Genomic DNA, 11,505 nt, shown 5'->3' with positions numbered 1-11,505 from the left:
CCCAACCCTACCGCCGCCGAAGGGCCCCGGCGGCGCCGCCCCGGCCCGGCCGGGACCCGGCACCCGGACCGTCCACCACGCCGCGGGCGCGCCGGACGGCGGGCACGGCGACGGCCCCGCCCCCGGTCGGTGACCGGGAACGGGGCCGTCCACGAGCCGGGCGGGCTCACCCCAGATGTTCACCGCGCACCGGGGCGTCGCCGCTCGCCCCGGTGGACACCGTGGTCAGCAGCCGTTCGTGCTCCTCCCGGCCGACCTTCTCGCCGGAGGACGGCAGCAGTTGCGGGATGCCGTCCAGCACCGGGTAGCGCAGCCGCAGCCGCGGGTTGTACAGCGCGTCGCCCGGAGCCAGCAGGGCCAGCGGCCCCTTGTCGAGCGGGCAGGCCAGGATCTTCAGCAGCGGGTCATCGGGCTTCATGGCGTACGTCCTTCGGGATCCTTCGGGCTTCGGGGAACTCCGCGCTCGGGCCACGGGGCCGCGGTGAGCGTGTGCGCGGAGGACAGCGGCTGCGGTTCCAGCGGGGGCCGCGGCCGGGGCGGTAACGGGCGGGCCGGCAGCGGCCCGGCGCCCACCGGCAGCCCCGGCCCGGCCGGCGGCCGGGCACCGGGCCCACCGGCCGGCGGCCGGGCGCCGGCGCCGGGCTCCTCCGGCGCCTCCATGGCCGTCTCCCCGGCCTCCGGGGCGTCGTCGTGGCGGGGCAGGGCCAGCAGCACCCCCACCGCCAGCGCGGTGCCACCCAGCCGGAGGGCGAGCCGCAGCGGCTCGTGCGGCAGCGGCTCGCCGAACACCACCGTCCCGCACGCGACGGTGAACACACAGGTGACCGTGGTGCACACGGGCACGATCAGCGAGGCCCGGCAGCGCTGCAGCGCGGTCTGCGACAGCACCAGACCGGTGGCGCCGGTGAACACCAGCAGATACGGGTACGGGGAGAGCATCAGGTCGGTCAGCAGCCCGCCGAGGCCGCCGCCCGCCGACAGCCCCGACACGCCCTTGATCGCCAGCGAACTCACCCCGTACAGCAGGCCGACGGCCACGCCGTACGCCACCCCGGTGGTCGGCAGCCGGTGCCGCCGCCGGGCCCGCCGCTCCGCGGCGCCGTACAGCCACAGCGCGGCGGCCAGCGACGGCAGGCACACCAGCAGCAGCACCCCGGCCGGCGCCGAGCGGCTGATGTCCTCCGTGCCGCCGTGCAGCGAGGCGACGACCATCACCAGGGCACCCAGGATGATCACCACGCTGCGCCGCTCGCGGCCGCTGGGACGCTCCCCGAGCACCACCGAGGAGAGCACCACCAGCAGCACCAGGCCGGACACGAACAGCCCCTGGGCGGCCGCGATCGGCAGCTTCCGGTAGACGAGCAGCTGGGCGCCGAACCCCAGGGCCAGGGCGATCGCGCCGCCCAGCCACAGCGGGCTGCCCAGCACGTGCCGCAGCAGCCGCGCCGGGCTGGTGGCGCTCAGCGGGGGCATGCCGGCCAGCGCGCGCTTCTCCAGCACGAAACCGGTGCTGTAGAGGACGTTCGCCAGCAGTGCCGCCGCCACACCCCACAGCACGGCCTACACCCGCCTCGCGTGCACCAGCAGGATGGACGCCAGCGACGGCAGCCGGCAGGCGGCCCGGTCCAGTGCGCGCAGCGGCCGCGGCACCCCGTGGAACGGCGCGCCCGCACAGCTCACCACCTCGAACCCGGACGCGGTGAGGAAGCCGCGCAGCGCCCGGGCGGTGTACAGCCGCAGGTGCCCCACCACCTGGCTGCCCGGACGGCCGTGCACGCCGCGCAGGCTCACCTCGGAGAACACCGGCTGCACCCCGGCCAGCAGCAGGCCCCGGTTGTACCAGGCCGCCAGGTTCGGGGTGGACAGCAGCAGATGGCCACCCGGCCGGAGCACCCGGCGCAGCTCGTCCAGCGCCGCGTCCGGGTCCACCAGATGCTCGATCACCTCGCTGAACACCACCGCGTCGGCACTGCCGGAGGCGAACGGCAGGCCGCCGTCGGAGAGTTCGCCGCGTACCACGGCCGGGAGCCGGGGGGCCGCGCGGCGCAGCGCGTCCTGCGACCAGTCCACCCCGATCACCCGGTGCCCGCGCAGGTACGGGATCGCCACGGCGGCCGCGGAACCGTCCCCGCAGCCGATGTCGAGCACGGTGGCCGGGCCCCCGGCCCCCACCGGCCCGAGGGCGCGGGCCAGCATCCGCGCCTGGCGGCGGCTGCGTTCGGCCCCGGAGGCGACGGGCACGGCCGGGTCCTCGTAGAAGTCCCGCAGCCCGGTGGCGGGCGTGCCGCGCCCGGCCGCCTGCTCGTCCTCCCGGTCCCGCCCGGGCGCCCCGGCCGGCGGCGCGGCGGTCGCGGCGGGGGGCGCGGCGGTCGGGGCGGTCGTGTCGGGGAAAGCCCGGACCGCCGGGGCCGCCGCCCCCTCGGGGGCGGCGGCCGGCCCGGCGGCGGGGCCGGTCAGGGGAGTGGTGGCGGGCGTGCCGCGTTCGGCCGTCGGGGATCCGGTGGTCATGTTCCTCCACCCTTACGTGGTACGGGGTCCGCTGTCCCGCCGGTCTCCGGCGGTGGTCCGGGGCGCTCACCCCCGGCGGTCGCCGGGCCGTTCCCGGGCGAGGCGAGGGCGAGCGAACGGGTGAGGAGCCCGGCCAGCGCGGCACCCCCCGCGTCGTCCAGCAGCGCCCGCGACCAGCGCAGCGTCAGATGGAGCCGGCCGGCGGTGGACGCACAGGTGACGGCGAGCCCGCGCGGCATCCGGGCAGGCGCGGAGAACCAGACCGCCCGGGCCCGGCCCGCGTCCCCGAAGTCGAGCGGGAACGCGACCCGGCCGATGTTGCTCAGCAGGACCGTGGAGGTCCACGGCCCGGCCACCCGCCGGGCCGTACGGGTCAGCGCCGCCCGCAGCCCCACCGGCAGCACCGGCGCGGTCAGCAGGGTCCCCGCCGTCCGCATGGGCGCGGCCGGGGTCGCCTTCAGCGCCCGGGTGACCGCGGCGGTCCGGTGGACCAGCCGGGCCACCGCCGCCGGGTCCGGGTGCTCGGCGGCCAGCAGCCGCGGATCCGCCTCCCGGAGCGCCGCGAAGTCCACGTCCACCAGCCGGGTGCCGTTGCCGATGGGCATCTCCGCGGCGCGCGGCCGGTCGTCGATCGGCATGGTCACCCGCACCGGGGCGGCCGGCCGGCCGTGCAGCCGGTTCCAGCGGGCGGCGGTCAGGCACACCGCCACCATCAGCTGGTCGTTGACGGTCGGCCGCACCGACCCGTCGGCCGGGGCCGGCCACCGGGCCGGCACCGGCAGGTCCAGCAGCAGCATCCCGTTGCCGGTCCGGCCCGGGGCCCGGGTGTCCGCGGCTATCCGGGCGGACCGGGTGAGGGACCTCGCGACGTCGGCCGCGGTCCGGCCGGCCCGCTCGGCGGGCGCGGCCGGCGCCCCCGCCGCCGCGCGGGACGGCGGCGGGGCCGGCGGGTTCTCCGCGCCGCCGTACAGCGTCGCGGCGGTGGCCAGGATCCGCAGGCAGGACGGGCCGTCCAGCGCGGTGTGATTGATCGTCAGCACCAGCACGCACCCGGGCTCCCCGGGGGTGACCACCTGCTCCAGCCGGATCGGCGGGGCGGCGTCCAGCGGCGGGCACTGGGCCATGGACCGCTCCCGCGCCCGGTCCAGCGCGTCGGCGGCGGGCGGCGGGAAGCTCACCGGGTCGACGTCCGGCCCGTCGGTGAGCTCCCACTCGTACCGGCGCCGCCACCAGGCCCCGGGCGCCTGCCGCATCAGGATCCGCGGATGCTTCCGCAGCGCCTCGTGGAAGGCGGCCCGCAGCCGGTCGGGGTCCGGCCGGCCGGGCAGGTGGACCTCGATGTGGACGGTCTCCGGCTCCTCGTCCTGGACGCAGTGCCGGGACACCTCGTCGATGGTCGGGAACGGCACCCGCGGCAGCCGCCCGGCCCCGGTGGCCGGGGCCGGACCGCCCAGGCGGGGGTCGTGGAGCGTGGTCATCGGCCGGTGCCCTCCTCGGTGCCGTCCGGGGCGGGGCCGGGCGGCACGTCGCCGCCGGGCTCGCGCCGCGGCAGGGCCGGTGCCGAGCCGTCTGCGACCGGCCCCGTCGGGATGGTACGCCCGGGACCGGCCTCGGGAGCCGGTCCGGCCGGCGTACCGTCCCCGGGAGCCGGGGCCCCGCCGGGTGCCGCACCGTACCCGGCCGCACCCGGTCCGCCCGCCTCCGGCTCCGCGCCGTGCACCGGGACCGCGTGCCGGCCCGGCGTGCGCACCGGAACCGTGACGACCGCCGCGGCCAGCGCGATCACGGCCAGGGCCTGCGCCCAGCCGCTGAACGCGCCCTCGTCCGCGGAGACCGGCTCGCCCGCGCCGACCGCGGCCACGACACCCGCCGCCGCCATCGCGGTCAGCGCGACCGGGGCCATCAGCGCCGGCCGCCACCAGGCGACCGCGGCCAGCACCGGCACCACCAGCGCCAGCGGCCCGGCGACCGCCACCAGGACCACGGTGAGCGCGGCCGTGCCGATCACCCAGCCCGGCGCCGGCGGGGCGGCGGCCTGCCGCTCGTCCGGCTCCTCCGGGGCGCCCGCGGTGCGGCGGAACAGGGCCAGGCCCAGCAGCAGCCCCACGCCCAGCACGCCGCCGATGAGCCCGGCGTGGTAGGTGGTGGCCGGCTCGTAGCTGAGCCGCACCGTGCCGCTCGCGCCGGCCGGCACCAGGAAGCCCTGCTGCCAGCCGTCGATCCGCACCGGGGTGAGCTTCCGGCCGTCCAGCGTGGCCTGCCAGCCCTCGTTGTGGTTCTCGTAGGTCTGCAGGTAGACGGCCTTGCCGGAGCCGACCCGCACGCTGCGGTCGTCGCCGGACCAGTCGGTGGCCTCGACCGTGCGGTCCGCGGCCGCCGGGGCCGCGGCGGTGCCCCGGCTCAGGGTGACGTCGGTCAGCGCCAGCGGACCCGCGTCCCCGGCCTCGACCCGGTGCCGGCCGGCACCCAGGGCGAGCACCCCGTCCTTCGCGTCGCCCGCGCACAGCTCCACGTCCACCGGCCGGCGCTCGGTCAGGTCACGCACCCGCCCGGACGCCTTGGTGGCGTGCAGGGTGCCGTCCACCGCCAGCGGCGGGCCCTCGCCGCAGGCCAGCGAGAAGCGGGCCTTGGGGTCGGCCGGCTTGCTGCGCAGCGCGTCGAGCGCGGGGACGTACACCTCGCTCAGGCCCACCGGCAGCTGGAGCTCCTGGTCGGCGACCGGGTTGTGCATCGCCAGCGGCACGGTCTTGCTGATGGTGATGTCCAGCCGGTTGGTGGTGATCGGCTCGAACCTGGCCTGGCCGTTGTGGTCGACCCCGGCCGTGGCGGCCCCGTCCGGCGAGCTGATGATCACCTGCTCGGGCCGGGTGGAGATACCGCCCGCCGCGGCGAACACGATCTCGTCGACGGTGGTCTTCTTCGGCCAGCTCAGGTGGAGCACCGGCCGGTCGCCGGCGATCCACGCGGTGGTCAGGTCGCCGTCGACCAGGTTGCGGGCGCTCAGCGCGGTCCCGGCCCGGCTGGTGGAGTCCGCGCTGACCGAGATGCGGGCCCGCTGACCGGGCGCCACCTTGTCCAGCAGCTCGTCCAGTTCCTTGCCGGGCACCGGCAGCGCCTGCGCCGAGACCGCGTAGTCCCCCTCGGCTCCGGTGCGGAACTGCCGGTGCAGCCCCACCTCGGCGGAGGAGGGCGACAGCCCGCCCGGGTCGCTGCCCCGGTGCAGCGAGTACAACGACGCCGGGGCGTCGACGCTCTCCGCGTCGGTGGGCAGCGCCAGCAGCCGGGTGACCTGCACCCCGGGGATCGACACCTCGGAGAATCCGGCGCCGGACAGCCCCGGACGCGGCTCCTGCGAACCGGTGATGGTGATCTTCAGCCACTTGGCGGGTCCGGCCGGGGCCCGCACCGACTGCGGGGAGCCGTTGGCCTGCAACGGGCTCTCCACGCTGGTCCGGTCGGTCTCCACGCGCACCGAGGTGGGCGCCGCCCGCAGCCCGTCCCCGGGCAGCGGCGTCAGCTGGATGGACTCCGGCAGGGTGATGGTCTTGTCGAAGCCGACCCGCAGCCACTGCCCGACCGGGGCGCCGGCGCTGCCCTCCGCCCAGGCGGTGTCCGGGTTGCCGTCGAAGGCGTTCACCGGGTCGTACTGCGGCAAGTGGAACAGCCAGCTGCCGCTGCTGGACGCGGTGACCTGCGAGGCGCCCCGCAGCACCGCCGTCGTCTGGTGCTTGACGCCCGTGGCCGGAAGGATCTGCTTCGGCTTCTCACCGGGGTTCTGCAGACTGCCCGAGTGGTTCCGCTCGTCGGCGGTGTAGGTGTACGAGGTGTTCGCGTTGACCAGGCCGAACCGGGTGTCGGTACGGCGCAGCCCGTCGGCGACCACCAGCAGCGGCGGCCGGGTCAGGCCCGGGTGCGCGTCGCCGGTGAGTACCGCCGGACGGTTGCGCATCGCCGGGTCGGCGGACAGCTGGAGCAGCGCCTCGGGGCCGCCGCTGACCTGCGCGGTGGCGTCCACCGCCCGCGCCCCGACCTTGCCGGGCCGCTCGGTGTCCACCGGCTGGTAGATCTCCACCGCCTGCTGGCGCGGGTACAGCCCCTGCACCTGGAGCGGTGTGTCGTCGGGGATCCGGCCGCCGGTCAGCATCGGGCCGAAGCCGGTCACCTTGCGGTAGCCGGACGCCTCCAGGGTCCGCTTGACGGTCTGCGGCGGCACGTAGCCCAGCTGGTCGGGGTCGAGGTCGTTGCGGACCACCACGTCGTGCAGGCCGGCCCGGCCCAGGAAGTCCCGCAGCCCGGGCACCTCGGAACCGGTCAGCAGGGCCTGCTCCACGGCGTCCATCGCGCGGCGGGACCCGGCGGTGCCGAACGGCACGAAGTCGCGCTGCGCCCAGCGGGACTCCGCCAGCACGTCCAGCGGCTGGTCGATGGGGGAGCCCCAGGTGTACATCCCGTGCGCGGTGGCCGGGACCACCAGGGCGCGGCTGTCCCGGGAGTTCTTCTCCAGCCAGTCGGCGGCCTTGTCCCAGTGCGAGGGCAGCTTGCTGAAGGCGCCCGGCTGCAGCACGGTGCCGTTGAGGTACGGCAGCGCCAGCCCCGGCAGCACCAGCAGCGCGGCCACCGCGGGCAGCGCCCGGCGGCCGGGGGCGGGCAGCGGCAGCCGGCGGGCGGCCTGCGCGGTGACGTGCGCGACGCCGAAGGCGAGCGCCAGCGCCAGTCCGGGCTGGAACTTGTAGATGTTCCGGAACGGCTTCAGCCAGCCGTCGAGCCACTCCTGCACGGTGCCGTGGAACGGCGCGCCCAGCGCGCCGCCGTAGCCGGCGAGGGTGACCAGCGCGACCGCGAGCACGGTCAGCACCAGCCAGCGGCGCTCGGGCAGGTCCCGGCGGGCGAGGCCGGCCAGGCCGAGGGCGGCGGCCGCGGCCGAGCCCAGCACGGCGAGGGTGTAGGTGGCGGCGGTCCAGCCGCCGGGCAGCCACGCCTCACCGAAGTTGAGGTAGCCCACCCAGTTGCCGGCGCCGCGCAGCAGCTCGGTCGCCGACATGGTGGCGGTGGTGGTGTCGGACTGCTCCACGTACGGCATGAAGTCCTCGCCGTACGTGCCGAGCAGCAGCAGGGGCACCACCCACCAGGCGGTGGCCAGCACCACGCCCGGCAGCCACCAGCACAGCAGCTGCCGGCGCCGCTTCCCGGCCGGCCGGCTGAGCAGGTACAGGCCCACCGGCAGCAGTGAGGCGAGGGTGGACGCGGCGTTGACGCCGCCCATGAACGGGATCAGCAGCGCCGAACGGGCGGCGGCCACCCGGGCACTGGTGGCCGGGTTGGTCAGCGGCAGCAGGACCCAGGGCAGCAGCGCGCCCGGCAGCGCCGCCGCCGAGGTCGACCCCACCACGATGGAGAACGTCGGCCACAGCGCGTACCCGGCGGCGGCCAGCAGGCGGGTGGCGGAGGAGCCGATGCCCAGCCGCTCGGCCAGTCGCAGCGCGCCCCAGAACGCCGCCGTCACCACGATCGACAGCCACAGCCGCTCGGCCAGCCACACCGGCAGGTGCAGCAGGTCGGTGAGCGCGTAGTACGGCAGCATCGGGAAGGCGTAGCCGATGTACTGGTCGGCGATCCCGCCGAAGCCGGCCCGGTCGTGCCACAGCTCGGTGAGGTCGCCGAGGAACCCGAACGGGTCGAGGGCCACCGCAAGCTTGGTGTCGAAGGTCATCTTGCCCGGCGACGGGGCCAGGAAGGCGACCAGCGCCAGGGCCCAGAAGCCGAACAGCCAGCGCCGCGACCGGGGCGGCTCGGGCTCCGGTCGCGCGGCGGGCGGCACGGCGCTCGGCGCGGGCGGGGAAGGGGGACGGGAAGGGAGCACCTGGGTCATGACCGCCTCAGGATCAGCAGTAGGTTCCACGTGGCGAATTCGCGCAGGCCCGGAATCCGGGTGACCGCCTCGGCGAGGAACGGCCAGTACCGGGACCGCGCGCAGACCACGGTCACGTCGTCGCGTCCGCGCACATGCCGCAGCGTGGGTCCGATGTGGATGGGGAAGAGGTTCTCGCCGACGGTGTGCTTGGCACTGCGCCCGGTGCGCCGCCGGTAGCGCGCCCGCGCCCGGCCCGCCCCCAGGTAGTGCCAGGGCGCCGTCTCGTGCCCGCCCCAGGGGGAGAGCCAGTTGGTGAAGGAGACGTAGATCAGTCCGCCGGGCCGGGTGACCCGGACCATCTCGCTGAGGAAGGTCTGCGGGTCCGCCACGTGCTCCAGCACGTTGGAGGAGAAGCACACGTCCGCGACCCCGTCGGCCAGCGGCAGCAGGTAGCCGTCGGCGAGCACCGCGCCGGTCGGCGCGGTGCCGCGCGCCCCGAGCTCCTGCGGATCGGGTTCGAAGAGGTAGCCGTGCGCGCCGCGGCGCCGGAACTCCTCGGTGAAGTGGCCGCTGCCGCCGCCGATGTCGACGACCACCTTGTCGCGCAGCGGCAGGTACTTCTCCACCTGCCGGGCGGCGTCCCGGGCCAGCAGCCCGTAGGCGTGGTCGGGGTCGGTCTGCTCGCGCATGAAGGCGCGGAACAGCGTGGCCGAGCGCTTCAGGGAGGGGTCCCGCAGCGTCCCGTCGTCGTCCGGTGGCGCGGGCCGCGGCGCCGTCTCGGGCGGGCCGGCGGCCGGTGCGGTGTCCGGCATCGCGTCATCTCGCATCGGCGCGGTCACCGCCGCCGTGCCGAGGTCAGGTACGCCTCGGCGGCCACCGCCTGGAAGCCGCGTACGGTGCTGCTCCAGCGGAACCGCTCGGCGCGCAGCCGGGCCGCGGTGCCCATGGCGTCCCGGCGCTCCCGGCTGAGGGCCAGGGCGCACCAGGCGGCCGCGAACGAACTCTCGCCGGGCGCCAGCACCCCGGTGGCGCCGTCCTCGACGGAGTCGCGCAGTCCGGGGATGTCGAACCCGACGGCGGGGGTGGCGCGGATCGCGGCCTCCATCACCACCAGGCCCCAGCCCTCGACCATCGAGGGGTGCAGCAGCAGCCAGGACTCGCACAGCAGCCGGTGCTTCTCCTCTTCGGAGACATGGCCGGCGAAGGTGACCTGGGGTCCCGCCATCGCCTCCAGCCGGGCCCGCTCGGGCCCGTCGCCGACGATCACCAGCCGGCCGCCGGTGACCGGGCGGACCCGTTCCCACAGCCGCAGCAGCAGGTCGATCCGCTTGTACTCCACCAGTCGTCCCATGGCGACGAAGAGCGGTTCCGGGGACTTGGGCAGCAGCCGGCCGGGGTCCTCCACACCGTTGTGCACGATGCGGATGCGGTCCCCGGGCACGCCCAGCGCCCGCAGCGCGGCGGCGGTGGACTCGGAGACCGCGACCATCAGGTTGCCCCGGTGGGTGCCGGCCAGCGCCCAGTGCTCCAGCCGCCTGCCGAGCCGCGCGGCGGCCGAGGGCAGCCGCATCCCCCACAGGTCGGTGTGCACGTGGTTGACAAGGCACAGGGTGGGGCCGCGGTGCCACAGCGGCGCCAGGTACGGCATGCCGTTGCTGACCTCCACCAGCAGATCGCACTCGCCGACCTGCCGGGCGAAGGCCCGCCTGGCCCGCAGGTAGTGATCCGCGTCACCACCGGCCGACACCACGCGGTAGTCGCGGTGCACGGCCGGCCCCCCGCACAGCAGGGTGACTTCGTGACCGTTCGCGGTCAGTCCGTCGGCGATCCGGTCGATCAGCAGCTCGGAGCCGCCGGCGGCCGGGTTGGCCAGGTCCCGCCGGGCCAGGAAGACGATGCGACGCGGCACCGGCGGCGGGACCGGCGGCGCCGCCTGCGCCGCCGGGGAGAGCTGCGGGGGGTGGGGGATCCGCGCCGGGGGCGCGGAAGGCGGTGAGGACTTCACGTGCTGGGACATGAGTGCTCCAACTCGTCTCAGGGACGGAGACTCTCGTCTCAGGGACGGAGACTGGGGGGAGCGGACCGGGGGAGGTGCTGTTGAGGAGCCCAGTTTTCGTCGTCCTGTTCGCATCCGGCTACTCACCTGGGTGACAATTTCCGGATGCGAAGAGGACGCCGCTTCGTCATCCTGCTCAGTGCCGCGCGCCCCGGACCCGGCCGCGGATCAGCAGCCAGGTGCCGGCCGCGGCGAGAACGCCGCCGGTCACCGCGGCCGCGAGGGGCGCGGTACGACCCACCAGTTCCAGCCGGTCGTTGTCATCACGTGCCAGCCCGACCTGGGAGCGCTGGGTCGCGGGGGTGAATTCCAGCCCCTTTCCGTGGAGCAAAGTCACCTTGTCGCCGCCCTTGCCGCCGGGGGCGCGCAGCGCCAGCCGGGGCGAGATGCTCGCGTTGATGATGCGACCGGTGAGCTGGTCGGCGACCAGCTCTATCCGGCCGTTGGAGTACCACTCCTCGGCGTGCACCTGGCCCTGTTTGGGCTTGCCCACCAGCCGTCCGGGCACCTGCCGGGTGCCGATCTCGGTGGCCGGCACGCTGCCGGTGAACCGGTAGCCCTGGTAGCCCTGGATCTTCGTGGTGCCCGCGTAGCGGAGCACCACCGGGGCCTTCAACGTGCTGTCCCACCAGCGATAACTCCGCTTCTCCACGTCGAAGGGGAACTTCAGGTAAGCCTCCCCCTGGAAGGCCCGGGGGGCCTCGCCGCAACAGTGCTTCGGCGCGTTGGTCCTCCGGTCGGTGACCCACCGCTCGGTGGTCCACTGCAAGGACTTCCGCGGGTCCTTCAACGGCAGGCTGCGCGGGGTGTCGATGGTGGTCGACACGTCCCACACCGCGGTGCCGCGGTCGCTGTCACCCACGTCGCCCAGCACATGGCGGGTCACGGTAAGCCGCTGGTCATGCCGCTCCTTGACGGCCTGGGTGTCGAAGTACGAACCCGGGCCGGTGAAGATCGTGGTCACATCGGTGTCGATGGGTGTTCGTTTGGCGCGTGGCTCGACGTACCACGCCAGCATCGGCGCCAGAACCAGCAGGAATACGCCGAAACCGAAGACGATCAGGGAAAGTGGGGATACAGAGCGGCGCAT

General features: G+C 75.7%; 8 protein-coding genes. All 8 read right to left on the bottom strand.

Features of this window, described 5'->3' with window-relative positions; genetic code table 11:
- Nucleotides 1-166: 166 nt before the first annotated feature.
- Entirely contained in the window at nucleotides 167-418 is a 252-nt protein-coding gene (locus ACH4B3_RS11985; protein WP_398462666.1) for a Trm112 family protein, read from the bottom strand.
- On the bottom strand, nucleotides 415-1,557 hold the full coding sequence (locus ACH4B3_RS11980) for a hypothetical protein (protein ID WP_398462665.1): 1,143 nt from the start codon (nucleotides 1,555-1,557) through the stop codon (nucleotides 415-417). Before ACH4B3_RS11980 ends, ACH4B3_RS11985 begins: the two co-directional genes overlap by 4 nt.
- A gap of 3 nt (nucleotides 1,558-1,560) precedes the next feature.
- A complete protein-coding gene (locus tag ACH4B3_RS11975) occupies nucleotides 1,561-2,508 on the bottom strand; it encodes a class I SAM-dependent methyltransferase (protein ID WP_398462664.1) in 948 nt (315 codons plus the stop codon).
- Nucleotides 2,505-3,986: a condensation protein gene (locus tag ACH4B3_RS11970; RefSeq protein WP_398462663.1), complete on the bottom strand. Its 1,482-nt coding sequence runs from the start codon at nucleotides 3,984-3,986 to the stop codon at nucleotides 2,505-2,507. The genes ACH4B3_RS11975 and ACH4B3_RS11970 overlap by 4 nt, the downstream gene beginning before the upstream one ends.
- Nucleotides 3,983-8,377, bottom strand: coding sequence for an alpha-(1->3)-arabinofuranosyltransferase family protein (locus ACH4B3_RS11965; RefSeq protein WP_398462662.1), 4,395 nt, complete (start codon nucleotides 8,375-8,377; stop codon nucleotides 3,983-3,985). The genes ACH4B3_RS11970 and ACH4B3_RS11965 overlap by 4 nt, the downstream gene beginning before the upstream one ends.
- Nucleotides 8,374-9,096, bottom strand: a complete 723-nt coding sequence (locus ACH4B3_RS11960; protein ID WP_398462761.1) for a class I SAM-dependent methyltransferase — start codon at nucleotides 9,094-9,096, stop codon at nucleotides 8,374-8,376. The genes ACH4B3_RS11965 and ACH4B3_RS11960 overlap by 4 nt, the downstream gene beginning before the upstream one ends.
- 98 nt (nucleotides 9,097-9,194) lie before the next feature.
- Nucleotides 9,195-10,376: a glycosyltransferase family 4 protein gene (locus ACH4B3_RS11955; protein WP_398462661.1), complete on the bottom strand. Its 1,182-nt coding sequence runs from the start codon at nucleotides 10,374-10,376 to the stop codon at nucleotides 9,195-9,197.
- Nucleotides 10,377-10,551: 175 nt separating this feature from the next.
- Nucleotides 10,552-11,505 (bottom strand): DUF3068 domain-containing protein, encoded by a 954-nt coding sequence (locus tag ACH4B3_RS11950; RefSeq protein ID WP_398462660.1) that lies wholly within the window; start codon nucleotides 11,503-11,505, stop codon nucleotides 10,552-10,554.

Origin of the sequence: Streptomyces sp. NPDC018031 (assembly GCF_044327625.1) — a bacterium.
In the GTDB taxonomy this organism is placed as follows: Bacteria; Actinomycetota; Actinomycetes; order Streptomycetales; family Streptomycetaceae; genus Streptomyces.
The sequence above is the reverse complement of the archived record's forward strand: the minus strand, read 5'-3'. Positions and strand labels throughout refer to the sequence as shown.

What these genes read in the sequence shown, in the direction of transcription:
- ACH4B3_RS11975 (WP_398462664.1), bottom strand. Translation starts at nt 2,508, where the DNA reads ATGACCACCGGATCCCCGACGGCCGAACGCGGCACGCCCGCCACCACT.
- ACH4B3_RS11955 (WP_398462661.1), bottom strand. Translation starts at nt 10,376, where the DNA reads ATGTCCCAGCACGTGAAGTCCTCACCGCCTTCCGCGCCCCCGGCGCGG.
- ACH4B3_RS11950 (WP_398462660.1), bottom strand. Translation starts at nt 11,505, where the DNA reads ATGCGCCGCTCTGTATCCCCACTTTCCCTGATCGTCTTCGGTTTCGGC.
- ACH4B3_RS11985 (WP_398462666.1), bottom strand. Translation starts at nt 418, where the DNA reads ATGAAGCCCGATGACCCGCTGCTGAAGATCCTGGCCTGCCCGCTCGAC.
- ACH4B3_RS11965 (WP_398462662.1), bottom strand. Translation starts at nt 8,377, where the DNA reads ATGACCCAGGTGCTCCCTTCCCGTCCCCCTTCCCCGCCCGCGCCGAGC.
- ACH4B3_RS11970 (WP_398462663.1), bottom strand. Translation starts at nt 3,986, where the DNA reads ATGACCACGCTCCACGACCCCCGCCTGGGCGGTCCGGCCCCGGCCACC.